A 23,604-nucleotide genomic window follows, 5' to 3' on the forward strand; every position below is an offset into this window, starting at 1 on the left:
AACTCCCGACCGGGGCCGCCACTTTCTCCGTCACGGTGCCGTCTGGTACGCCCTGATCACCGTCTGGACGACCGCGTTGCCTTCGGTGTCCCGGGCCGTGATCCGCAGCGACACGAACCCGTCTCCCGGCGGGTTGTGCACCACCGCGAGACCGCCGTTGCCGATGCGCGCGGCCGGTACTGCCGTCCACTGTGCACCGTCGTCAGTGGACGCTTCGACCCGCAGGTCCGCCAGCCGGAACTCGCCCGAGCCCGGCTGGCGCTGGGCGGTCAGCGCCAGCACGAACGGACGGCCCGCCGGGGCCCGGCTCTGGTCGTCGACCGCGCCTTCCGCCCGGACCACCAGCAGCGGCAACGGTTTCGCCGGGGCCGCCACGCCCGGGTCGTGGAACGTCCAGGCCACGTCCGCCGCGGTGCCGACCACCGACCACGGCACACTGCGCGTCGCGACCGATCGGAGCGTGTACGTGCCCGGGCCGTCCGGGATGGCCAGTGCTCCGATGGCCGGGTTGGCCGCGGTCGCCAGCGTGACGCCGTCGCGCGAGAGCGTCGCCGTGCCCGTCAGGCCGCCCGGGGGCGTCGTGTACTGCTGCGGGTCGCTGCCCGACACCAGCGGGATCGCGTACGCCAGCTGGTTCCCCGCCCGGAGCACGCCCCAGCCGTCCTGCGGCGCGCCGAACGCGGGCCCGAGCGGCGCCCGGTTCCAGCCCGCGTGCTCGAACCCCGGCCGGTAGGTGCGGTACGAGTAGTTGCTTTCCGCGTCCGTCAGCGGATCGGGGTACACCGCCACGAGGTGCTGCCAGCTCACCCCGGTCGTGTAGTACTCCGTGCGCCGGCTCGGCAGTGGCTGCGCCGCGACCTCGTACGTCCCGCTGTCGGCGCCCGGGAACCCGAAGGTGACGTCGTCGAGGCGCAGGCTCTCGGCCGGCTTGCCCTGGGTGTGGTACCGGGCGTCGACCACCGCGAGATCGCGGTCGCGCACCCGGAACACGGGGTCGGCCGGCACGCGGCCGCGTTCGAGCAGCGCCAGCTGGTAGACGTACGCGCCGGGCAGCTGCGGGCCCAGCGTCGCCCGGAAGTACAGCCCGTAGGTGTGGTCGGTGACTTCGCGGTCCGAGCCGGCCGCGTACAGCTCGGTGCCCGGCTGGATGATCCAGGCGAGCGTGTTCGTGCGCGTCCCGCCCGGGTTCCCGGACACCAGGCCGAGTTCGCCGCCCTGCAACTGCGCGTCCGGGCGGTCGACCACCGCCCGCAGCGGCTTGCCCGTGCGGGCGTCGAGCGTGACCGAAACGGCGCCGGTCACCGCCAGCCCGGGCCGCGACAGCAGGGTGACGGCCGCCGGTCGCGTCTGGCCGCTCGGATCACCGGACACGTCGAACGCGTTGAGGTCGTAGCGCCCCTTGGGCACCCGGACCACGGCCGTGCCATCGGCGCGGAACGGCCGGACGCCGAACGCGGCGCCCGTAGTGGTGTCGACCAGGGTGGCGACGCCCGCGGTGAACCGCCTGTCGCGGCCGATCAGCCGCACGGACACGTCGTAGCTTTCGGGTTCCAGGAACGCGCCCAAAGCGGTCTGCACGGTGATCCCGGGCGCCGTCGCGGTCAGCCTGCCGCCGTACTGCCCGGCCGCGTCGCCGCCCGCCCGCAGGGTGACGCCGGCGTCGGCGTCGCCGTGCGCGGGCACCACGACCGACGCGGCCGACGGCGTGAACAGCGGCGAGGTCGTGGCGAGCGCCAGGGTGACGGCCGCGTCGCCGTCGTTGTGGTAGGTCACGGTCTTCGCGACGGGCGCGGTCCGCGGCCAGGCGACGAAGCCCCAGCCGAGGCTGCCGGTGGTGGCGGTGACCTGCTGGGTGACCGCACGCCCGGCGTCCACCCGGCCCGCGCCCTGCTCGACGACGTCGGCGGTGGGCTTCGCGGTGCTGGTCAACGTCGACTTGAGCCGGTCCGCGAGCCAGTCCGGGTGCCGCTGGAGCAGCAGCGCCGCCGTGCCGGCGACGTGCGGCGCCGCCATCGACGTCCCGGACAGCCGGGCGTAGTCCGCGTCCACCGGCGCGAGGTCGCCCTCCGGCGTGCCCGCGGCCCTGGCCGAGACGATGCCCTCGCCCGGGGCGGCGATGTCGGGCTTGACCGCGTGGTCGCCCATGCGCAGGCCCCGGTTGGAGAACGCACTGGTCGTGTCCTCGGCCGACACGCTGCCGACCGCCAGCGCCGCGTCGGCCGCGGCGGGCGCGACGACCGGCAGGGGTTCGGGCAGGTCCAGCGAGCGGTCGTTGCCGGCGGCGGCGACGAACAGGGTGCCGTAGCGGGCGGTCAGCGCGTTCACCGCCTGGGACACCGGATCCGTGCCGTCGGTCGCGTCGCCGCCGAGGCTCAGGTTGACCACGCGGACCTTCGGCGCGAGCCACTCCACGCCGGCGATGACCGCCGATTCCGGGCAGCCGGTGGCGACGCAGACCTTGCCGCTGATCAGCCGGGCGTCGGGCGCGACCCCGCGGTAGTGGCCGCCGGAGGCGGCGCCGGTGCCGGCGATGATGCCGGCGACGTGCGTGCCGTGGCCGAGGTCGTCGCCCCCGTCCGGCCGGGTCCCGGTGAAGTCCCGGGCTTCCACGACCTTGCCGGCCAGGTCCGGGTGGTCGGCCTTCACCCCGGTGTCGAGCAGGCCGACGGTGACGCCGCGGCCGGTGTACCCGGCCTGCCAGGCGGCCGGGCCGCCGATCTGCGGCACGCTGACGTCGAGGGCCGGGGTGGCCAGGCCGTCCAGCCAGACCCGGTCGACGCCGCCCCGCAGCGCGGACCCGGCGGTCAGCCACCGCCAGAACTCCGTGCCGCGGCGCCGGTCCTGGCGCAGCGCCGAGCCTCGCACGCTCGGTAGGTCGCGGACGGCCGTGGTGGCCGGCGGCGTGGCGGGGGCGCCGCCGGAATAGGTGATGATCAGGGGCAGAGCGCCTGCCGGGTCGGCGAGGTGCTGCCGCAGCAGTTCGGAAACGTCGAACAGCCGGGAATCGAGCCTGCCGGACGTCACCAGCGCCAGCGCGTCCGACGGCACCACGGTGATATCGCCGGGCTTCGCGCCGGTCGTCGTTTCGCGGAAGAAGCCGATCCGGTCACGGCCGGGACCCGGTTCGACCACGACCGCGCTTTTCCCGCGTGGATTCGGCAGCACCCGCACGCGGTCGCCGGTGATGAGCGTGACGGACTGCCCGGGATCGCCGTGCGCGCCGGGTAATGCGGGCAATGCCGCCGGTTCCGCCGCCGCCGGAACGGGCAGCGAGAAGCCCGCCACCACCACGGCCGCCACCGCCAGCTGTCTTCGATGCATGTCAGGACCCTCCGGCCGATCTTGTTTCCCCCATATTTTTCGCACCGTCCACAACTGCTGCGGAAAGGCCGCGGCCACGTTAACACCGGCCGGGGAGGATCAGGCAATACGTCGATTCCGTGAACCAACAGCCAGACAATTGATCACCGGAATGCCTGCCGTGCCCGAAAAGCGGCGAACTCAATTCACCCGGACGCCGGGGGCTGCACCGGCAGCCGCGGCGGCGCGGTGCTGGCGCGGGTGGTCAGCGCCGGCGCGAGGAGCCGGGTGCCGGGCGTGGCGGTGCCGTCGAGCTGCCCGATGAGCGTTTCGACGGCCAGCGCGCCGATCTCCCGCGCCGGGATCGCCACGCAGGTCAGCTCGAGGAAGCCGGGCGCGGTGAGGCTGTCCGGGCAGACCGCGACGACGGAGAGGTCTTCGGGCACCCGCAGGCCGCGCCGGTGCAGCCCGGCCAAGACCGCGGGCAGCGCCGATTCGTTGTGCACCACCAGACCGGTGACGTCCGGGTGCCGGGCGAAGAGCGCGTCCAACCCGCGCAGCGTCCGCCGGCCGGTGTCGCCCCAGGCCAGCGTGACCGAGCCGATGCCCCGGCGGTTCGCTTCCGCGGTGAAGCCCCGCGCGAGCCGGGTCGCGGCACTGCTGCCGCGCCGGTAGGCGGCGGCCGGCGAGCCGATCAGGGCGACGTGCTCGTGCCCGAGGCCGGCGAGGTGGCCGAGGCACAGCGCACCCGCCGCGGCGAAGTCGAGATCGAGGCAGCCGAGCCCGCGCGGCCGGTCCGGCACGCCGATCAGCACCGCGGGCTTGCGCAGGCCGAGCAGCACGGGCACGCGCGGATCGGCGGCTTCGACGTCCATCACGACGACACCGTCGGCCACGGACGAGGACACCGCGCGGCGCAGCGCGGCGGCGCCTTCTTCGGCGGTGAGCAGCAGCAGGGCGTGGTCACAGGCGCCGGCCGCGGTGATCGCGGCGGTCACGAACTCCCGCACGGCGACGTCGTGCGGGCCGGCCCGCAGCGGGACGACCAGGGCCAGGACGTTGCTCCGGTGGCCGGTGGCGACCCCGGCCCCGGCGTGCCGGTGGTGACCGTGCTTGTGCATGGCGTCTTCGACTGCCCCCCAGGAGACGGCGACCCCGTCGTCGTTCGTCGAACCGCATCGACGACCATCGAAAGTAGAGCACCGTCCAGGGACGTGCAAGCAGATCCCCGCAGTTGGGAACGCGTTCACCGGACAAGGTGAAGATCGAACCGATTCGATCATGCTACCCCGAACGGCGGACACCGGTCACCCGGTGGCGTCGCCGAGCCCGGCTCGGGCGAACGCGAGGACCTGGTCGACCAAGCCGGCCAGGTCGCTCGTCGCCGCTTTGGCCTGGGCTTGTCCTTCGCGGGTCACGTAGATCTCCCGCAGGCCGGTGACCACGGTGGCGGCGGCGAGGCGGGGGAGCAGGGCGTCGCCCGGGCGGCCGGTGTCCTCGCCGATGCCCGCGGCGATCAGGAGTTCGAGGTCGCGGTAGCCGGCGCGGGCGCGGCCGCGCAGGTCGTCGTCGGCCATGAGCAGTTCCGCGCGCAGGGCCCGGCGCTGCCAGATGTGCGCCGGGTCCACCCCGGACTCGTGGTCGCGCGCGTCGAGGTCGCGCATGGTCGCGTGCATCCAGTCGCCGACGGCGTCGAGGGTGCTCTCCGCGGTCCGGGCGCGCAGCCGGTGCGCCAGGGAGTCCGCGGTGAACGGGTCGTCGGCGAACAGCAGGTCTTCCTTGGCCGGGAAGTGCAGCGTGACCGTGCGGGTCGCGACGTCGGCCGCCGCCGCGATCTGCGCGATCGTCGTTTCGCGGTAGCCCTGGCTCGCGAACAGGTCCAGGGCCGCCTCCCGGATGCGGGTCCGGGTCTGGGCCTTCTTCCGCTCACGGCGGCCGTCACTCGCGGTCATGACCGGATCTTACCATCGGACGTATGAATGCAGTCCATGCTACTATTAGCTTGTCAGGTAGAAACGAGCGGAAGGACATGTCATGGCGAAGAACTGGCTCATCACCGGGACTTCCAAGGGCTTCGGCCGCGAGTGGGCCGAAGCGGCGCTCGCGCGCGGCGACCGGGTCGCGGCCACCGCACGGGACGTCGAAAGCCTGCGTCCGCTGGCCGACCGGTACGGCGACGCCGTGCTGCCGCTGCAGCTGGACGTCACCGACCGCGCCGCCGCGGTCGACGCGGTCGGCCGGGCGGCGGCCGAGTTCGGCTCGCTGGACGTGCTGGTGAACAACGCCGGTTACGGGCACTTCGGGATGGTCGAGGAACTCACCGAGGAGGAGGTCCGGGCCGAGCTCGAGACGAACTTCTTCGGCACGCTCTGGCTGACCCAGGCGGCGCTGCCCGTCATGCGGCGGCAGGGCCGGGGCCGGATCATCCAGGTCACCAGCGAAGGCGGTGTCCGCGCGTTCCCCGGCATCGGCGCCTACCACGCCTCGAAGTGGGCGGTGGAAGGGCTTTCGGACTCCTTGCGGCAGGAGGTCGCGGCGTTCGGGATCGACGTCATCTGCCTGGAGCCCGGCCCGTACCGCACGGACTTCGGCGGCGGCAGCATCCGGCAGAGCGCGCCGAACCCGGATTACGACGCGGTCCGCGAAGCCACCCGGATCGAGTGGGACCTCGGCGATCCGCGGGCGACGCGGGCGCCGATCCTGGAGCTCGCCGACACCGACGACCCGCCGCACCGGATTTTTTTCGGCAAGTCGCTGGCGGCGGTCGAAGCCGAGTACCAGGCGCGGCTGGACGGCTGGCGCAAGTGGGAACCGCTCGCGCTGGCCGCGTTCGGCTGAGGCGTCAGTGCCGGATCACGGCCGGTCGTAGGTGTAGCAGCCGCGGCCGGTCTTGCGCCCGAGCGGGCCGGCGTCGACCATCCGGGCGAGCAGCGGCGGCGGCGCTCCGGGACCGCGCAGTGGCCGGAGCCCAGCAGTACCAGCGCCTTTTCCGCGGCTTCCTGCACCGCTGGATGGGCGGCGGCGAGGACACTGTTCGGCCACCCCGGCGGCGAGGAGACGTCCGTGGTGATCGTCCGGACGACGAAGGACCTGGACGCCGTGCTCCCCGAGCTGAACCGCATCCTGGGCGGCCCCTGAGTTCCGGGCAGGCGAACGACCCCTCGCCGGGAAGGCGAGGGGCCGCGAAACGAGGCTCAGGCGAGCGCCGCGTCCATGGTGATCGTCGTGCCCGCGAGGGCCTTCGACACCGGGCACGTCTTCTCGGCGGTCTCCGCGTACTCGGCGAACTGCTCCGCCGTCACGCCCGGGATCGAGGCGCGCAGGGTGATCGCGATGCCGCTGATCTCGAAGCCGCCGCCCTTGGCCGGGCCGAGCGTCACCTCGGAGCTCACGTCGATCGAGTCCGCCGTGAGCTGGTGGGACTCCAGCACCCCGGAGAGGTTCGTGGCCAGGCAGGACGAGTGCGCCGCCGCGATGAGCTCCTCGGGGCTCGTCTGGCCGTCCGGGTTGCCCGCGCGGGTCGGGAACGAGACCGGGAACGTGCCTGCGTTGGACGAGTCCAGCGTGACCTCGCCCTTCCCGCTGTTCAGTCCGCCGACCCAGTGGGTGGTGGCGTCACGGCTGGGCATAAAGCCTCCTCAATGCTCGGATGAGTACGCGGCGGCCGACGCGGTCAGCCGGCGCAGGGTGGTGATGAGTTCCCGCCGTTCCCGGTCGTCGAGGCCGAGGGCGCAGCCGATGGCCGACGGAACACCGGCGGCGCGGCTGCGCACCGCCCGGCCCTCGTCGGTCAGGCTGACGACCACGGTGCGTTCGTCCGCGGGCAGCCGGGTCCGCGTGACCAGCCCGTTGGCCTCGAGTCGTTTGAGCAGCGGGGAAAGCGTGCCGTAGTCCAGGTACAGCGCCTCGCCGATCTCCTTGACCGGCCGGGCGTCGGACTCCCACAGCACGAGCAGCACGAGGTACTGCGGGTAGGTGAGATCCAGCTCGCCGAGCATCGGACGGTACGCATCCGTCACGGCACGCGACGCCGCGTACAGCGCGAAGCAGGCTTGCTCGTCAAGGCGGAACTCATCAGGCACGTCCGTAAACGTAGTGCACGATTACATCGTGCGCAAGGTATTCGGGAGATCGGCTGCGGGACGGTGCCTGGCCGCCGCCGTGCGCCGCTGCGGGGTGCCGGACCCTTCTGGCAGAGTCCGGGCCATGACCGAACGACCCGAGCGCCCGCAGGCGCCGCTCACCGGTGACGAGCGTGAAGTCCTGACCGGCCTGCTCGACTACCACCGCGCCACCGTCGCGTGGAAGGCCGGCGGCCTCACCGCGGACCAGGCCCGGCAGGTCCACCTGCCGAGCGAACTGACGACCGTCGCCGGGCTCGTCGCCCACCTCACCCTCAACGAGTGGTTCTGGTTCGGCGTCGTCGTCGACGGTGAAGAGGACACCTGGGAAGAAAAGCTCGGGCAGGACCCGGACGCGGAGTTCCGGGTCCCGCCCGGGACCACCGTCGAAGAGCTCCTCGCGGCCTACGAAAAACAGTGCGCCCGCAGCCGGGAAATCATCGGGAAGCGCGGCTTCGACGACGAAGTGACCCACAAGGACGAGACCTTCAACGTCCGCTGGGTCCTCACGCACATGATCGAGGAGACCGCGCGGCACGTCGGCCACCTGGACGTGCTGCGCGAGCTCACCGACGGCCTCACCGGGGAGTGACCTTCCTGGGCGGCAACGGGAAGAAGCCGCTGGTGCGCTCGACGTAGTGCGCGTACGCCGGGCGCGTGCGGGCCATTCCCTTCTCCAGCATGGGTTTTCCCGTCCCGCGGGCCAGGGTGAACGTCATCGCCACGGGGGAGAGGACGGTCGCCGCGCCCGGCCACGTCGAACAGGCCAGCAGGTAGAGGCCCCACCACACGCACGCGTCGCCGAAGTAGTTCGGGTGCCGCGTGTAGCGCCACAGCCCGGTGTCCAGCACCTGTCCCCGCGACGCCGGGTCGGCCTTGAACCGGCGCAGCTGCTCGTCGCCGATCGTTTCGAACAGGAACCCGAGCAGCCACACCGCGATCCCCAGGCCGCCGAGCACGCCGATCCCGGTGCCGTCCACGGCGAACTGCACCGGCAGCGAGACGAAGTACAGCACCACCGCCTGGAACAGGTACACGCGCAGGAACATCTTCGCCGGGCCGTGGCCCATCCGCGCGTACCGCGGGTCCTCCGGCAGCTTGTGGTTGCGCAGGTGCAGGTGCACCGAAAGCCGCACGCCCCAGACGACGGTCAGGAGCGTCACCACGAGCCGCAGCGGCAGCGGGCCGTCCCCGAACGGGAACGCCGCCAGCGCGACGAGCGCGAAGCCGAGCCCCCAGAACGTGTCGATCGTGTCGTACCGCCGGCGCACCCGCGCGATCCCGAAGGTCACCGTGACCGCCACGAGCGTGACGGCGGCCGTGACGAGCAGCTGCGGCACCGTCACCACTCCCGCGTCGCGGGCAGGCCGCTGGTGCCGTCCGCGAACGGCCGCACGGCCAGGATCTGGTCCACGCCCATCCGGTTCTCCTCGAACGCCAGCGCCCCGCCCACCAGGTACAGCCGCCAGACCCGCGCGCCCGTCTCGCCGATGAGCGCTACGACGTCGGCCCAGTTCTCCTCCAGCGTGGCCGCCCAGGCCCGGACCGTCCAGACGTAGTGCTCCCGCAGCGCGTGCACGTCCCGCACCTCGAGCCCGGCCGTCTCCAGGTGGCCGATCGTCCGGCCGACCGGCCGCATGGTCATGTCCGGAGCGATGTAGCGCTCGATGAACGCGCCGCCGCCGGGGGCGACGTTCCCGCGGGACATCTGCTGGAGCAGCACGCGCCCGCCCGGCTTGACCATGCGGTGCAGCGTCGCCGCGTACGCCGGGTAGTTGACCTCGCCGACGTGCTCGCCCATCTCGATCGAGGCGACCGCGTCGAACGGCGCGTCCGGCAGCTCCCGGTAGTCCTGGCGGCGCACCTCGACGCGGTCTTCGAGGTCGTGCTGGGCGAGCCGGCCGCGGATGTGCTGCAGCTGCTCGGCCGACAGCGTGATGCCGACGGCCTCGACGCCGTGGTGCTTGGCCGCGTGCACGAGCAGCGAGCCCCAGCCGCAGCCGACGTCGAGCAGCCGCATGCCCGGCCGCAGCCCCAGCTTGCGGCAGATCAGTTCCAGCTTGTCGTGCTGCGCCTGCGCCAGGCTCTGCGACTCGGACGTGAAGTACGCGCTGGAGTAGGCCATCGACTCGTCGAGCAGCAGCTGGTAGAAGGCGTTGCCGAGGTCGTAGTGGTGGGCGATGGCCGAGCGGTCGCGCAGCAGGCTGTGCAGCTTCCCGGACAGCCGGGCCTCTTCCGCGGGCGGCTTCGGCGGGAGCCCGGCGACCCCGAGCCGGGCGGCCAGCCGGACGGCCTCGGCCCAGTCGCGCGGCTTCAGCTCGACCCGGTTGAGCTCCCCCGTGCGGGTGAGGGCCCAGATCCGGCGGAAGCCGTCCGCGAGGTCGCCTTCGACGTCGAGGTCGCCGGTGACGTAGGCGCGGGCGAGCCCCAGCTCGCCGGGGGCGTAGAGCAGGCGGCGCAGGGCGCGGCGGTTGCGGAGCACGACCGTCGGCGCGTCGTGCGGGCCGGCGCGGGTGCCGTCCCAGGTCCGGAGGCCGACGGGCAGTGGCCCGCCGAGGAGCTTCTCGGCGAACGAGGCGAGGCGGTGCGCGGTGGTGTGCGGCATGTCCGGGATTCGCTCCGCCCCCTCGCGTGGATTGGTCGCTCTTGCCCGCGGCCGGGCGTACCCCGACGGTCGGCTCGCGTACCCAGCCGGTCGGCTCGCGTACCCAGGGAGTCGGACGGCGTACCCGAAGGGTCGGCTCACCGTCCGACCCTCCAGGTACGCGAACCGACCCTCCAGGTACGCGGGCCGACCTCCGGGGTACGGGTCGGTTAGGTGGCTCCCGGCTGGGAGCGGGGGCGGGGGAAGCGGGGAGACTTGGGGCGGATTGGTCGGCCGGCCCGGCAATCCGGGCGGGCCGCGGTCCCGAAGGACCGGTGTGGAGATCACGGGAGAACGCATCGGCGTCATCGGCAGCGGGGTGGCCGGGCTGACCGCGGCTTACCTGCTGCAGCGCAAGTACGAGGTACTGCTGTTCGAAGCCGACGACCGCCTGGGCGGGCACGCGCACACGCACGACGTGCCGAGCACCCACGGCGGCACGATCGGTGTGGACTCTGGCTTCATCGTCCACAACGAACGCACCTACCCGACCCTGCTGAAGCTGTTCGGGGAACTGGGGGTGGCCACGCGCGACACCGAGATGTCGATGAGCATCCGCTGCGACGGCTGCGGCCTGCAGTACGCCGGCGCGAAGGGCGTCGGCGGGCTGTTCGCCCAGCGCGGCAACGCCTTCCGCGGCCGGTACCTACGGATGCTGGCCGAGGTGAAGCGGTTCCACCGGCACGCGAAGCGGCTGCTGGCGGCGCCGGACGCCGGGGACGTCACGCTCGGTGCCTTCCTCGCCATCGGCGGCTACACCCGCTACTTCGTCGACCACTTCATGCTGCCGCTGGTGTCCACGGTGTGGTCGGCAGGCCGCACCGACACGCTGCGGTACCCCGCGCGGTACCTGTTCGAGTTCCTCCGCAACCACGGCATGCTCTCGGTGCAGGACTCGCCGTCCTGGCGGACGGTCGTGGGCGGCTCCCGCGAGTACGTCGAGCTGGCGGCGAAGCAGCTGACAGCCGTGCACCTGTCGACGCCGGTCCGGTCGATCCTGCGGACCGCGGGCGGTGTCGAGATCCGCGACGACGCCGACACGCCGCACCGCGTCGACAAGGTCGTCGTCGCCACGCACGCCGACCAGGCGCTGGCCCTGCTGGCCAACCCGACCGCCGCCGAGCGCGAGGTGCTCGGCGCGTTCCCCTACTCCGAGAACGAGGCCTGGCTGCACACCGACACGAGCGTGCTGCCCTCGCTCGCCGGGGCGAGGGCCGGCTGGAACTACCGCGCGCCCGCCTGCGGTGCGCCCACCGGCGCGGTCCGGGTCAGCTACGACATGAACCGCCTGATGCGGCTCGACGAGCCGACCGGCTACGTCGTCACGCTCAACCCCGGCGACGGCCCCGCCCCGGAGCACGTCGTCGCGCGGATGCGGTACGAACACCCCGTCTACACGCCGGAATCCGTTGCCGCGCAACGACGGCTGCCCGAACTGAACGACGGCGTGGTCGCGTATGCGGGCGCTTACCACGGCTGGGGGTTCCACGAGGACGGCTGCTCCTCCGGCGCCCGCGCCGCGGAAAGCCTCGGGGTGGACTGGTGACGAACGCGCTCTACGACGCCACGGTCGCGCACGTGCGGCGGATCGACCCGCCGCACGCCTTCGCCCACCGCGTGTACCTGTGGCAGGTCGACCTGGCCGACCTGCCGCGGCTGCCGTGGTGGCTGCGGCCCTTCGCCCGGTTCGACGCCCGCGACCACTTCGCGGCCGCCGATCCGCGCGGCATCCGGGAAAAACTGGACGCGTGGCTCGAAGAGCGCGGGGTCGACCTCGGCGGCGGGAAGGTCGTGATGCTCGCCGCCGCGCGCGTGCTCGGGTACGTGTTCAACCCGATCAGCGTCTACTGGTGCCACGACTCCGCCGGCCGGCCCGCGTGCGTCGTCGCCGAGGTGCACAACACCTACGGCGGCCGCCACGCCTACCTCCTGCACCCCGACGAGGCCGGCCGCGCCCGCGCGGCCAAGGAGTTCTACGTCTCGCCGTTCCAGGAGGTGGACGGCGAGTACCGGATGCGGCTACCGCACCCCGACGCGCTGCTCGACCTGACCGTGGCCCTGCGCCGCGGGAACTCCACGCCGCTGGTCGCTACGCTGCGGGGAGTTCGCCGCCCGGTGAACGCGCGGTGGCTGGCCCGGCTCGTGCTGGCCCGGCCGCTGCTCCCGCAGCGGGTGTCCGCGCTGATCCGCCGCCACGGCGTCACGCTGTGGCTGCGCAAGGCCGCGGTCGTGCCGCGCACCCCGCAGACCGCCGGAGGACAGCTGCATGGATGAGCAGGCCCGCCCGCGCCCGCTGGCGCCGGTGCCCGCCGAAGTGCCCGCGGGTCCGACGGCCGAAGAGCTCATGGTGCGCGTCGCCAAGGGCGACGAGCGCGCCTTCGAGCTCCTCTACGATCAGCTCGCCGGCCCGATCCACGGCCTGGTGCGGCGGATCGTGCGCGACGCGGCCCAGTCCGAAGAGGTCGCCCAGGAGGTGCTCGTCGAGCTCTGGCGCACCGCGACCCGGTACGCGCCGGACAAGGGCTCGGCGCTGAACTGGGCGATGACCCTGGCCCACCGCCGGGCCGTCGACCGCGTCCGCTCGGCGCGCGCCAGCACCGAGCGCGAGCAGAAAGCGACCTTCGAGGCCGCCCGCGGGCGCCCGTTCGACGAAGTTTCCGAGTCCGTCACCGCGCGGCTCGAACGCTCCCAGGTGCGCCGGTGCCTGTCCTTCCTGACCGATCTGCAGCGCGAGTCGGTGCTGCTCGCCTACTACCAGGGCTATACGTATCGCGAGGTGGCCGAAGTGCTGTCGACGCCGCAAGGAACCGTCAAGACGCGGCTGCGTGACGGGCTGATCCGCCTGCGCGACTGCCTGGGGGTGACCGCGTGAGCTCGCCGGAGATGCACACCCTGGCCGGCGCCTACGCGCTCGACGCCGTCAACGACGTCGAGCGCGCGGAGTTCGCCCGCCACCTCGAGCAGTGCGAGTCGTGCACGCAGGAGGTCGCCGAGCTGCGCGCGACGGCGGCCCGGCTGGGCGCGGCGATGGCCGAAGAGCCGCCACCGGGCTTCAAGGACCGCGTCATGACCGCCATGCACGCGACCCGCCCGCTGCCGCCGCTGACCCGGCCCGGTTCGCCCGAGCGGCACCGCCGCTCGGCCCGGGCCCCGCGCTGGGCGGTGGTCGTGGCGGCCGCGGCGGCGGTGATCGGCCTCGCCGCGGGCGGGGTGTTCGGCGGCATCGCGCTGACCCAGCAGCAGGAGCTGCAGGCCGCGCAGAGCCGTCTCGACCAGGCGAAACAGCAGTTCGCGCCGGTCGCGGCGCTGCTCGCGGCCCCGGACGCCAGGACCGCGCACGGCGAGGCGCCGATCGGCGGCGGCGTCACGGTCGTGCTGTCGCGGTCGCTCGACCGGGTGATGGTGATGGACGCGGGCCTGCCGTCGCAGCCGGGCGGGAAGGTCTACGAAGCCTGGCTCATCAGCGGCGGGGACGCGCCGCGCTCGGCGGGCGTGCTCGCGGCCGCGGCCCAGGGCGGCCTGGTCGTGGCGGACGGCGTCGGGAGCGCGGACAAGGTCGCGGTGAGCGTCGAACCGGCAGGCGGATCGCCCACCGGAACACCCTCCGACGTCCTCATGAGCATGCCCGCGCCCGCCTGATCGGCGGCCATACCAGATCGGGTGGCGGCGGTGCTCGCGGCCCGTCGCTCTTGCGCGCTCGAACGTGTTGTGGCAAAACACCTTTGCGACACACGGCGTGCCTACTGGATTAGAGCCTGCCTGGTGCCTACCGTCCTGCCTAACGTCGGCGGTTGACATAACTCTCGATCTGGGGTTGAGGTCGAGGGTTCGATCTTCGGCCGGCGGGCTGTACGGGCACAACGATCAGGAAGGCGGACTTCGATGACGCCCCCGCACAACTACCTTGCGGTGATCAAGGTGGTCGGCATCGGCGGTGGCGGCGTGAACGCCGTGAACCGCATGATCGAGGTCGGCCTCAAGGGTGTCGAGTTCATCGCGGTGAACACCGACGCACAAGCACTGCTCATGTCCGACGCCGACGTCAAGCTGGACATCGGCCGCGAGCTGACCCGTGGCCTCGGCGCGGGCGCCGCCCCCGAGGTCGGCCAGAAGGCCGCCGAAGACCACCGCGAAGAGATCGAAGAGGTCATCAAGGGCGCCGACATGGTGTTCGTGACCGCGGGCGAGGGCGGCGGCACCGGCACCGGCGGCGCGCCGGTCGTCGCGCAGATCGCCCGCAAGCTCGGCGCGCTGACCATCGGCGTCGTGACCCGCCCCTTCACCTTCGAGGGCAAGCGGCGCGGCAAGCAGGCCGAGGACGGCATCCAGGCGCTGCGCAACGAGTGCGACACGCTCATCGTGATCCCGAACGACCGGCTGCTGCAGCTCGGCGACATCGGCGTCTCGCTGATGGACGCGTTCCGCTCCGCGGACGAGGTGCTGCTCTCCGGTGTCCAGGGCATCACCGACCTGATCACCACGCCGGGTCTGATCAACCTCGACTTCGCCGACGTCAAGAGCGTCATGTCCGGCGCGGGCTCCGCGCTGATGGGCATCGGCTCGGCGCGCGGCGAGGGCCGGGCCATCCAGGCCGCGGAGAAGGCGATCAACTCGCCGCTGCTGGAGGCGTCCATGGACGGCGCCCACGGCGCGCTGCTGTCCATCGCCGGCGGCTCCGACCTGGGCCTGTTCGAGATCAACGAGGCCGCGTCGCTGGTCCAGGAGTCCGCGCACCCGGACGCGAACATCATCTTCGGCACGATCATCGACGACTCCCTCGGCGACGAGGTCCGCGTCACGGTGATCGCCGCCGGGTTCGACGCCGGCGCGCCGACGCACAAGAAGCTGGACCCGTCGACGTTCGGCTCCGGCTCGCGGCCGTCGGGCACCACCGCGTCGGCCTCGGCCGGCCAGGTGTCGAACCCGCCGACGCCGCCGTCGGGGGCCACCCCGGTGCCGTCCGCGGGCAGCTCCGGCTACCCGGTGGCGCCGCCGCGGTCGCACTCGCCGCTGCCGCCGGCGGGCGGCAACCAGCCGTCCGGCGGGCTCCCGCAGCCCGGCGGCGGTTCGCGCGGCTACTCGCCGCTCGGCTCGAACGCGACCCAGGGCAGCCTGCCCGGCCGCGCGATGCCGGTGCACGACGACCCGTCGGACGACGAGGTCGACGTCCCGCCGTTCATGCGGCGCTAGCCACTCACCTCTGAAGGCCGTCACCCGCGAACTAGAGTCGTGGGTGATGGCCTTCGGCGATTCCGGCCGCGCGTGTTGGCGGGCAGCTCGGGGTCGGGACAGCAGCGACGTTCAGGAGGATTCGTGCGGGTTCGGCGAGTGGTCACGACCAGGGCGGGCGGCGCGTCACGGCCGCCCTACGACACCTTCAACCTGGGCGACCACGTCGGCGACGACGAGGGCAACGTCTACGCCAACCGGAAGCGGCTGGCCTCGGAGCTGGGCCTGGCCGAGGACAAGCTGGCCTGGATGGAGCAGGTCCACGGCCGGACGGCGACCATCGTCGACGGCACCGAGACCGCCGCGGCGGAGGCGACCGACGCCCTGGTGACCGCGACCCCGGGCGTCGCGCTCGTGGTCCTGGTCGCCGACTGCGTGCCGATCCTGCTGGCCGACGCCGAGGCCGGGGTGGTCTCCGCGGTGCACGCGGGCCGGGTGGGCGCCCGGGTCGGCGTCGTCCCGGCGGCGGTCAAGGCCATGCAGGAAGCGGGCGCCGAGGTGGGGCGGATCGAGGCGCTGCTCGGCCCGGCCATCTGCGGCGACTGCTACGAGGTTCCCGCCGAAATGGCCGCCGACGTCGACAAACACGTTCCGGGTTCCGCCTGCAAGACGCGCAAGGGCACGCCCGGGCTCGACCTGCGCGCCGGGCTCTGGCAGCAGCTCGCCGACCTGGGCGTCGGCAAGATCGGCGTCGACCCGCGGTGCACGAACGAGGACAAGACGCTGTTCAGCTACCGCCGCGACGGGACCACCGGGCGGATCGCGGGCATCACCTGGGTCGAGGCATGACCGACCGCAAGGCCGAGCTGGCCGAGAACCTGCGTGAGGTCGAGGAGCGGATCGCGGCCGCGTGCCGGGCGGCCGGGCGTGCCCGCGAAGAGGTCAAGCTGATCGCGATCACCAAGACGTTCCCCGCGTCCGACGTCGCGCTGCTGGGCGAACTCGGTGTCACCGACGTGGGGGAGAACCGCGACCAGGAGGCCGGCCCGAAAGCCGCCGAAGTTCCGGGCCTCCGGTGGCACATGGTCGGCAGGCTGCAGCGGAACAAGGCCAGGTCCGTGGCCGGGTGGGCCGACGAAGTGCAGTCCGTCGACTCCGCGCGGCTCGCCGACGCGCTCGCCAAGGCGGTGCACACCGAGCGTTACAACGGTAAACGTGATCATCCCCTCGACGTGCTGATCCAGGCCAGTCTCGACGACGACCCCGAGCGCGGCGGCTGCCCGCTCCCCGAGCTGAACGCGCTCGCCGAGCGCATCGCGCAGACGGATGAGCTGCGGCTTCGCGGCCTGATGGCCGTCGCGCCGCTGGGTGCGGACCCGGCGGCGGCCTTCGAGCGGCTCGCTCGCGCGGGTGAGCAGCTCCGCAAAGATCACCCGAATGCCGCAGACGTGTCCGCCGGGATGAGCCATGATCTCGAACAGGCGATCACGCACGGCTCGACGTGTGTGCGTGTCGGAACCGCGTTGCTCGGTGGACGCGGTTTAGCCTCGCCGTAGGGAGCCCGCGCGGTCGTCACGTTTCGTGGCCGCTCGCGCGGGGCACTGACGGCGTGGAGAACAGTCAGTGCGGGAGCGGCTAGGGCTAGGGAGAGGCATGAGCGCGCTGCAGAAGCTGAAGGCCTACTTCGGGATGGTGCCCGCTGACGACGACGGCTACGAGGAAGACGATTACCGGCGCGGTTACGACGACGACTACGACTCCTACGAGGAGCCGGCCCCGCGGTCGTCGCGTTCACGGTACCGCGAGGTCGACGACACGTACGACGAGCCCGTCAGCCGCAGCCGGTCACGCTCCGTGGCCAGCTCCGAGCCGGCCGTCCACGGCGCGCTCGCCATGGACCGCCAGCCGGAGCCGGTGGCGCGCCTGCGACCGGTCACCGAACCGGTCGTCCGCCAGCCGGTGCGTGACCCGTTGAGCCGCATCACCACGCTGCACCCGACGAGCTACGCGGAGGCGCGGGCGATCGGGGAGCACTACCGCGAGGGCATCCCGGTGATCATGAACCTCACCGAGATGGAGAACGCGGACGCGAAGCGGCTCGTCGACTTCGCCGCCGGGCTGGCGTTCGCGCTCCGGGGGTCGATGGACAAGGTCACCAACAAGGTGTTCCTTCTCTCACCGCCCGATGTGGACGTCACGGCGGAAGACCGCCGGCGGATTGCCGAGGGCGGATTGTTTTTGCGGGGCTGAAGTCCCGTGAACCGCTGAGCGCAAGCAGACGTGACTTTGCCGACCCGATCCGGGGTCGGCCCCCTCAACTGCGTCTTCGGAGAGGGCGCACGGTTAGAGTAGGTACGTGGAAGCTGTGTGGCTGGTCGTCTGGTACGTGCTGTTCGCCTTCTGGCTGCTGCTGACGGCGCGGATCGTGGTCGAACTCGTCCGGACCTTCGCGCGTGAGTGGCATCCGGCCGGAGGGGTTGCGGTCACGCTCGAGACCATCTACACAGTGACGGACCCGCCGGTCCGGTTGTTCAGGAGGATCATTCCGATGGTCCGGATCGGCGGCGTCGGACTGGACTTGTCGATTATGGTGCTGCTGTTGGTTGTGTTCTTCGCGATGCAACTGGCGACTCCAAGTTGATCGGGGAAACTTGGGTGGACCCTGCAGGCCATGGAGTGCGTGAGGTGATCTGATGTCGTTGACCCCCGCTGACGTGCATAACGTCGCGTTCAGCAAGCCGCCCATCGGCAAGAGGGGCTACAACGAGGACGAGGTGGACGCGTTCCTCGACCTGGTGGAGACCGAGCTGGCCCGGTTGATCGAGGACAACAACGAGCTGCGCCAGCAGATGGAGCAGCTCGACGCGGAACTCGAGTCGACTCGCAGCGAGCTGGAAAGCGCCAAGGCGAACGTCGGTGCGCCGCCCATGCGCGAAGAGCCGTCCCGGCGCCTGGCGCCGGTGCCGCCGCCGCAGTCCGCCATGGAGCAGACGCAGGCGCACTCGATGGTGGCCGACAACACCGAGCCGAACGTGCAGGCCGCCAAGGTCCTGGGCCTGGCCCAGGAGATGGCCGACCGGCTCACCGCCGAGGCGAAGACCGAGTCCGACGGGATGCTGGCCGAGGCCCGCACCAAGTCCGAGCAGCTGCTCTCGGACGCCCGGGCGAAGTCCGACTCGATGGTCAACGAGGCCCGCACCCGCGTCGACACGATGCTGAACGACGCGCGGACCCGTGCCGAGACCCTGGAGCGCCAGGCGCGCGACAAGGCGACGACGCTGGAGCGCGAGTCGCAGCGGAAGTACACCGAGACGATGAACAGCCTGAACGCCGAGAAGAGCGGCCTGGGCAAGAAGATCGAAGAGCTGCGCACGATCGAGCGGGAGTACCGCACCCGGCTGCGCGGGTTCCTCGAGTCCCAGCTGCGCGAACTCGACGACCGCGGTTCCGCGGCCCCCGCGTCGGCCTCGTCGAACTCCGGGCAGTCGTCCGGCTCGACGAGCGGCGGCCAGGGCTACTCCTTCGGTCCGCGCGCCGAAGCCGGCTGATCTGACTCCTGGTCCACCCCGCCGGCGACGTCGGCGGGGTGGACCACGGCTCGGAGTCGATCCGGCACCAGCCGTGGGCGGGTCGTGGTCCGCTCCCGGGTGGTTCGTGTTGTAATTCAGCGTGCTTTACATCGTGCTGGTCCTGGTACTGGCGGCGCTGGGGTTGCTCGTCACCGCGCTGATCACGGCGTCTTCGCTGTGGGCGTGGGTCTCCATCGGGCTTTCCGTGCTGGCCGGGCTGATCCTGGTCGCCGACTGGCTGCGCCGCCGTCGCCGGGCGGCCACACCCCCGGCATCGGCCGCCGCTTCGGCGCCGGAGCCCGAGGCGGCCGGGTCCCAGGCGCCGGTCGAGGAAGAACAGACCACCCTGATCCCGGCCTCCGGCGACCTGGGCGACCCGGCCGATACGCCCGAGCCCGAGCCGGCCGTCGAGGCCGACGCTTCAGCCGAGACCGAAACGAAGGCCGATTCCGAGCCGGGCGTGGAAGAAACCCCGGAGGCGGACGTCGCCGTCCTGGCCGACCTCGAGGACGAGGTCGTGGTGGTCGACGAGCACCCCCGCTACCACCTCCGCACGTGCTCCTGGCTGGGCGCCCGCGACACGATCCCCATCGGCGTGGGCGAGGCCCGCCAGCTCGGCTTCACCCCCTGCGCCACCTGCACCCCCGACGCCACTCTGGTCGCCCCCCACCGCTGACCCGCGCATCCCCCGTGATGCCCCGCCAATCACGCAAGATGCCCCTCCAGACACACGTGATGCCCGCCGGGACACACGTAATCCCCGCCGTATCTCGCGTGATTGAAGCCGGTACGGCCCTGATTACGCGAGTTCCGGGCTCAATCACGCGAGTTCCGGGTCTGATCAGGCGGGAGACGGGTTTCAGGCCGCCAGGTCGGTGACGCCGAGGTGGGTTTCCAGGGCTTGGACGCCCGACGCGGTCAGCCGCAGCGCGCGGTGGGCCTGCGCGCGGGGCGTGACCCAGCCCGCGTCGAGGAACCGCGTCGCCACCGCGGCGCCCAGTGCGCCCGCCAGGTGGTGGCGTTGCTCGCTCCAGTCGAGGCAGAACTTCAGCAGCGGACGCCGTCCGGCCCTCTTGCCGACGCTGCTCGGGCTCGGCACCGGCATGGGCCTGCTGACCACCGCGGTGGTGACGGCCGCGGTCAGCGGCATCCCGCCCGAACGTGCGGGCATCGCCGGCGGCATCAACAACACGGCCCGCCAGGCCGGCGGCGCGCTCGGGGTGGCGGTGCTCGGCGCGCTGCCGGGCTCGGGGCTGCCCGCGGTGGGCGTCATCGCGGCGGCGTTGTGGCTGGTCGCGATCGGCGTGACCGTACGTGCCCCTCGTGACAACCCGGTTGCGCGGGCCCGTTAACCTGGTAGGCAACAGGCGTCGATCCGGCCATCACCGGGGAGCCTCCGGAAGAACCGAGCGCGAGCTCTCAGTAGAACCGGACGGGTGCGGCCCGTGACAGCCGTCGAATGAGCGGCCCGGGAGCACCTGCCGGGCAAGCGGGGTGGTACCGCGGAACGCCGAAGCGTGTTTCGTCCCCGTGTGGGTGACCGGGAGCCCGGTCGTCCGTACGCGAGAGACGAACCGAGGAGCACCCGGATGTACCCCCAGGCCCAGCTCGGCGACGGCGCAGGAGTCCCGTCGCAGCCGTCGTTCCCCGACCTGGAGAAGCAGGTCCTCGCCTACTGGGAGACGGACCGGACCTTCCAGGCGACGATCGACGCGCGCCCCGCGGGCGAAAAGGGCGAAAACGAGTACGTCTTCTACGACGGCCCGCCCTTCGCCAACGGCCTGCCGCACTACGGCCACCTGCTCACCGGGTACGTCAAGGACCTGGTGCCGCGCTACCAGACGATGAAGGGCCGCAAGGTCGAGCGCCGGTTCGGCTGGGACACCCACGGCCTGCCCGCCGAACTCGAGGCGATGCGCCAGCTCGGCATCACCGAGACGTCCGAGATCGAAGAGATGGGCATCGCGAAGTTCAACGCGGCTTCGCAGGAGTCCGTCCTCCGCTACACCGACGAGTGGCGCGAGTACGTCACCCGCCAGGCGCGCTGGGTCGACTTCGACAACGACTACAAGACCCTCGACGTCACCTACATGGAGTCGGTCCTGTGGGCGTTCAAACGCCTGTGGGACAAGGGACTCGTCTACGAGGGCTACCGCGTCCTGCCGTACTGCTGGCGGGACGCGACGCCGCTGTCCAACCACGAGCTGGGCATGGACTCCGACGTCTACCGCAACCGCCAGGACCCGGCCGTCACGGTGGGTTTCCGCCTGGAGGGCAACAACAACGACCTCGACGGCACCTACCTGCTGATCTGGACGACAACGCCGTGGACGCTGCCGTCGAACCTCGCGACCGCGGTGCACCCCGAGGTGGACTACGTCGTCGTCGAGCACGACGACAAGCGGTTCCTGCTCGCCGAAGCGCGAGTTGCCGCGTACGCGCGTGAGCTCGGCGAGGAGCCGACGGTCGTCGCGCACTACACGGGCACGCAGCTGCTCGGAACCCGTTACGCGCCACCGTTCCCGTACTTCGTGGGCACCGAGAACGCCCACCAGGTGCTGGCCGCCGACTACGTCACCACCGACGACGGCACCGGGATCGTCCACATCGCCCCCGCCTACGGCGCCGACGACAAGCTCGTCACCGACGCCGCCGGCATCCCGCCGGTCACGCCGGTCGACGCGCACGGCAAGTTCGACACCACCGTGCCGGACTACGAAGGCCAGCAGGTCTTCGACGCCAACCCGAACATCGTGCGGGACCTCAAGAACGGCACCGGATCCGCGGCGCAGCAGGGTGCCGTGCTGCTGCGGCACGAGACCTACGACCACAGCTACCCGCACTGCTGGCGCTGCCGGAACCCGCTGATCTACCGCGCGGTTTCGTCGTGGTTCGTCGCCGTGACGCAGTTCAAGGACCGGATGGTCGAGCTCAACCAGCAGATCACCTGGTACCCGGAGAACGTCAAGGACGGCCAGTTCGGGAAGTGGCTGGAGAACGCCATCGACTGGTCGATCTCCCGCAACCGGTACTTCGGCACGCCGATCCCGGTGTGGCAGTCGGACAACCCGGAGTACCCGCGCACCGACGTCTACGGCTCGCTCGACGAGCTGGAGGCGGACTTCGGCGTGCGGCTGGACAACCTGCACCGGCCCTACATCGACGAGCTGACCCGGCCGAACCCGGACGACCCCACGGGTGAGTCCACGATGCGCCGCGTCCCGGACGTCCTCGACGTCTGGTTCGACTCGGGCTCGATGCCGTATGCCCAGGTGCACTACCCGTTCGAGAACGCCGAGTGGTTCGAGCACCACTACCCGAGCGACTTCATCGTCGAGTACATCGGGCAGACCCGCGGCTGGTTCTACCTGCTGCATGTGCTGGCCACGGCGCTGTTCGACCGGCCGGCGTTCCGCACCTGCATCTCGCACGGCATCGTGCTGGGCTCGGACGGCGCGAAGATGTCCAAGTCGCTGCGCAACTACCCGGACGTCAACGAGGTCTTCGAGCGCGACGGCTCCGACGCCATGCGCTGGTACCTGATGGCGAGCCCGATCCTGCGCGGCGGCAACCTCGTCGTCACCGACAAGGGCATCCGCGACGCCGTCCGCCAGGCCGTGCTGCCGCTGTGGAACTCGTACTACTTCCTCGCGCTGTACGCGAACGCCGAAGGCGTGGAAGGTACGTGGCGCACGGATTCGCCGAACGTGCTCGACCGGTACGTCCTGGCGAAGACGCACGAGCTCGTCACCGACGTCGAGTACGCGATGGACAACTACGACGTCGCGGGCGCGTGCCAGACCGTCCGTGACTTCCTCGAGGTCCTGACGAACTGGTACGTCCGGCGCTCGCGCGACCGCTTCTGGGCGGGCGACAAGGACGCGATCGACACGCTGCACACCGTGCTGGAGGTGACCTCGCGGATCGCGGCGCCGCTGCTGCCGCTGACCACCGAGGTCGTCTGGCGTGGCCTCACCGGCGGCCGCTCGGTGCACCTGACCGACTGGCCGAACGCCAACGACCTGCCCGCGGACGCGGCGCTGGTGACGGCGATGGACCGGGTGCGGCAGGTGGCGTCCTCGGCGCTCTCGCTGCGGAAGGCGAACAAGCTGCGCGTGCGGCTGCCGCTGCCGTCGCTGGTCGTGGCGGCGGCGGACGCCGATTCGCTGGCGCCGTTCGCCGACATCCTGCGCGACGAGGTGAACGTCAAGGCGGTCGAGCTGACCACCGACGTCGCCGCGCACGGCGGGTTCGAGGTTGCGGTGAACGCGCGTGCCGCCGGGCCGCGCCTGGGCAAGGACGTCCAGACGGTGATCAAGGCCGTCAAGGCGGGGGACTGGTCGTTCCAGGGCGGCACCGTGGTCGCGGCCGGGATCGCCCTGCAGGAGGGCGAGTTCGAGCGGCGGCTGGTCGCCAAGGGCGGCGGTGCGGCGGCGGAACTGCCCGGCGGGTCCGGGCTGGTCCTCGTCGACACCGAGGTGACGCCGGAGCTGGCGGCCGAGGGCCTGGTCCGCGACCTGGTCCGGGTCGTGCAGCAGGCCCGCCGCGACGCCGGGCTCGACGTCGCCGACCGGATCGCGCTCACCGTCGACGCGCCCGCCGAGGTCGTCGAGGCGGCGCGGACGCACGAGGAGTTCCTCGCGTCGGAGACCCTGGCGACGTCCGTGACGTACGGCCCGGTCACCGACGGCTTCGCCGGCGCGGTCGGCGACGGCACCAAGGTCGCGGTGGCGGTGGCGAAGGCCTGATTGCCGGAGGTGGCCGGTAGGGTGCAGACTCGACCGGCCACCCCGGAGCCGGG

Annotated in this window: 23 protein-coding genes; 15 read left to right on the forward strand and 8 right to left on the reverse strand. The window is 72.0% G+C overall.

Annotation, left to right across the window (positions count from 1 at the left end):
* Positions 1 to 30: 30 nt before the first annotated feature.
* The 3 genes from ACLJPY_RS25335 to ACLJPY_RS25345 form a co-directional block, all read right to left on the reverse strand.
* Positions 31 to 3,321 (reverse strand): S8 family serine peptidase, encoded by a 3,291-nt coding sequence (locus ACLJPY_RS25335; RefSeq protein ID WP_410592040.1) that lies wholly within the window; start codon positions 3,319 to 3,321, stop codon positions 31 to 33.
* A 185-nt stretch (positions 3,322 to 3,506) separates the two neighbouring features.
* Complete coding sequence (locus ACLJPY_RS25340) at positions 3,507 to 4,421, reverse strand: LacI family DNA-binding transcriptional regulator (RefSeq protein ID WP_410592041.1); 915 nt, start codon at positions 4,419 to 4,421, stop codon at positions 3,507 to 3,509.
* 186 nt (positions 4,422 to 4,607) lie between these two features.
* Positions 4,608 to 5,252: a TetR/AcrR family transcriptional regulator gene (locus ACLJPY_RS25345; protein ID WP_410592042.1), complete on the reverse strand. Its 645-nt coding sequence runs from the start codon at positions 5,250 to 5,252 to the stop codon at positions 4,608 to 4,610.
* Positions 5,253 to 5,334: 82 nt separating this feature from the next.
* On the opposite strand from ACLJPY_RS25345, the gene ACLJPY_RS25350 reads away from it, so the two are divergent.
* A complete protein-coding gene (locus ACLJPY_RS25350; RefSeq protein WP_410592043.1) occupies positions 5,335 to 6,138 on the forward strand; it encodes an SDR family NAD(P)-dependent oxidoreductase in 804 nt (267 codons plus the stop codon).
* Between the two features lie 356 nt (positions 6,139 to 6,494).
* Here ACLJPY_RS25350 and ACLJPY_RS25355 read toward each other — a convergent pair whose 3' ends face one another.
* Both ACLJPY_RS25355 and ACLJPY_RS25360 read right to left on the reverse strand, forming a co-directional pair.
* Complete coding sequence (locus ACLJPY_RS25355; RefSeq protein ID WP_410592045.1) at positions 6,495 to 6,929, reverse strand: OsmC family peroxiredoxin; 435 nt, start codon at positions 6,927 to 6,929, stop codon at positions 6,495 to 6,497.
* Positions 6,930 to 6,938: 9 nt separating this feature from the next.
* Entirely contained in the window at positions 6,939 to 7,382 is a 444-nt protein-coding gene (locus tag ACLJPY_RS25360) for a MarR family winged helix-turn-helix transcriptional regulator (RefSeq protein ID WP_410592046.1), read from the reverse strand.
* A 124-nt stretch (positions 7,383 to 7,506) separates the two neighbouring features.
* On the opposite strand from ACLJPY_RS25360, the gene ACLJPY_RS25365 reads away from it, so the two are divergent.
* Positions 7,507 to 8,013: a DinB family protein gene (locus tag ACLJPY_RS25365; protein WP_410592048.1), complete on the forward strand. Its 507-nt coding sequence runs from the start codon at positions 7,507 to 7,509 to the stop codon at positions 8,011 to 8,013.
* Here ACLJPY_RS25365 and ACLJPY_RS25370 read toward each other — a convergent pair.
* A complete protein-coding gene (locus ACLJPY_RS25370) occupies positions 8,000 to 8,770 on the reverse strand; it encodes a DUF1295 domain-containing protein (RefSeq protein ID WP_410592049.1) in 771 nt (256 codons plus the stop codon). The two genes, ACLJPY_RS25365 and ACLJPY_RS25370, sit on opposite strands and share 14 nt — an antisense overlap.
* Positions 8,764 to 10,026, reverse strand: a complete 1,263-nt coding sequence (locus ACLJPY_RS25375) for a class I SAM-dependent methyltransferase (RefSeq protein ID WP_410592051.1) — start codon at positions 10,024 to 10,026, stop codon at positions 8,764 to 8,766. The genes ACLJPY_RS25370 and ACLJPY_RS25375 overlap by 7 nt, the downstream gene beginning before the upstream one ends.
* 316 nt (positions 10,027 to 10,342) lie before the next feature.
* Between ACLJPY_RS25375 and ACLJPY_RS25380 the strand changes: the two genes are divergently transcribed.
* The 11 genes from ACLJPY_RS25380 to ACLJPY_RS25430 all read left to right on the forward strand — a co-directional run bounded on the left by ACLJPY_RS25380 (position 10,343) and on the right by ACLJPY_RS25430 (position 19,479).
* Positions 10,343 to 11,611, forward strand: a complete 1,269-nt coding sequence (locus tag ACLJPY_RS25380) for an NAD(P)/FAD-dependent oxidoreductase (protein WP_410592053.1) — start codon at positions 10,343 to 10,345, stop codon at positions 11,609 to 11,611.
* Positions 11,605 to 12,339 carry a DUF1365 domain-containing protein gene (locus tag ACLJPY_RS25385; RefSeq protein WP_410592467.1) on the forward strand — a complete coding sequence of 245 codons (735 nt, stop codon included), beginning with the start codon at positions 11,605 to 11,607 and terminating at the stop codon, positions 12,337 to 12,339. The genes ACLJPY_RS25380 and ACLJPY_RS25385 overlap by 7 nt, the downstream gene beginning before the upstream one ends.
* A complete protein-coding gene (sigK, locus tag ACLJPY_RS25390) occupies positions 12,332 to 12,937 on the forward strand; it encodes an ECF RNA polymerase sigma factor SigK (RefSeq protein ID WP_410592054.1) in 606 nt (201 codons plus the stop codon). The genes ACLJPY_RS25385 and sigK overlap by 8 nt, the downstream gene beginning before the upstream one ends.
* Positions 12,938 to 12,948: 11 nt before the next feature.
* Complete coding sequence (locus ACLJPY_RS25395; protein ID WP_410592469.1) at positions 12,949 to 13,704, forward strand: anti-sigma factor domain-containing protein; 756 nt, start codon at positions 12,949 to 12,951, stop codon at positions 13,702 to 13,704.
* 243 nt (positions 13,705 to 13,947) lie between these two features.
* Positions 13,948 to 15,255, forward strand: a complete 1,308-nt coding sequence (gene ftsZ, locus ACLJPY_RS25400; RefSeq protein ID WP_410592056.1) for a cell division protein FtsZ — start codon at positions 13,948 to 13,950, stop codon at positions 15,253 to 15,255.
* Between the two features lie 123 nt (positions 15,256 to 15,378).
* The gene (pgeF, locus tag ACLJPY_RS25405; protein ID WP_410592057.1) at positions 15,379 to 16,083 is read left to right on the forward strand and encodes a peptidoglycan editing factor PgeF; all 705 of its coding nucleotides are present in this window, start codon (positions 15,379 to 15,381) and stop codon (positions 16,081 to 16,083) included.
* A complete protein-coding gene (locus ACLJPY_RS25410) occupies positions 16,080 to 16,790 on the forward strand; it encodes a YggS family pyridoxal phosphate-dependent enzyme (protein WP_410592059.1) in 711 nt (236 codons plus the stop codon). Before pgeF ends, ACLJPY_RS25410 begins: the two co-directional genes overlap by 4 nt.
* Positions 16,791 to 16,887: 97 nt before the next feature.
* Positions 16,888 to 17,484 carry a cell division protein SepF gene (locus tag ACLJPY_RS25415; RefSeq protein ID WP_410592060.1) on the forward strand — a complete coding sequence of 199 codons (597 nt, stop codon included), beginning with the start codon at positions 16,888 to 16,890 and terminating at the stop codon, positions 17,482 to 17,484.
* A 115-nt stretch (positions 17,485 to 17,599) separates the two neighbouring features.
* Positions 17,600 to 17,875, forward strand: a complete 276-nt coding sequence (locus ACLJPY_RS25420; protein WP_013224824.1) for a YggT family protein — start codon at positions 17,600 to 17,602, stop codon at positions 17,873 to 17,875.
* Between the two features lie 52 nt (positions 17,876 to 17,927).
* Positions 17,928 to 18,782, forward strand: coding sequence for a DivIVA domain-containing protein (locus ACLJPY_RS25425; protein ID WP_410592062.1), 855 nt, complete (start codon positions 17,928 to 17,930; stop codon positions 18,780 to 18,782).
* 121 nt (positions 18,783 to 18,903) lie between these two features.
* Positions 18,904 to 19,479, forward strand: a complete 576-nt coding sequence (locus ACLJPY_RS25430) for a hypothetical protein (RefSeq protein WP_410592064.1) — start codon at positions 18,904 to 18,906, stop codon at positions 19,477 to 19,479.
* A gap of 183 nt (positions 19,480 to 19,662) precedes the next feature.
* Here ACLJPY_RS25430 and ACLJPY_RS25435 read toward each other — a convergent pair whose 3' ends face one another.
* On the reverse strand, positions 19,663 to 19,908 hold the full coding sequence (locus ACLJPY_RS25435; RefSeq protein ID WP_410592066.1) for a hypothetical protein: 246 nt from the start codon (positions 19,906 to 19,908) through the stop codon (positions 19,663 to 19,665).
* On the opposite strand from ACLJPY_RS25435, the gene ACLJPY_RS25440 reads away from it, so the two are divergent.
* Together ACLJPY_RS25440 and ileS are read left to right on the forward strand one after the other, a co-directional pair.
* Complete coding sequence (locus ACLJPY_RS25440) at positions 19,907 to 20,155, forward strand: hypothetical protein (RefSeq protein WP_410592068.1); 249 nt, start codon at positions 19,907 to 19,909, stop codon at positions 20,153 to 20,155. The genes ACLJPY_RS25435 and ACLJPY_RS25440 overlap by 2 nt on opposite strands.
* 237 nt (positions 20,156 to 20,392) lie before the next feature.
* Positions 20,393 to 23,551, forward strand: coding sequence for an isoleucine--tRNA ligase (ileS, locus tag ACLJPY_RS25445; RefSeq protein ID WP_410592070.1), 3,159 nt, complete (start codon positions 20,393 to 20,395; stop codon positions 23,549 to 23,551).
* The last annotated feature ends 53 nt before the right edge of the window (positions 23,552 to 23,604 follow it).

The organism is Amycolatopsis sp. lyj-23, from assembly GCF_046549135.1.
Taxonomy (GTDB): Bacteria; Actinomycetota; Actinomycetes; order Mycobacteriales; family Pseudonocardiaceae; genus Amycolatopsis.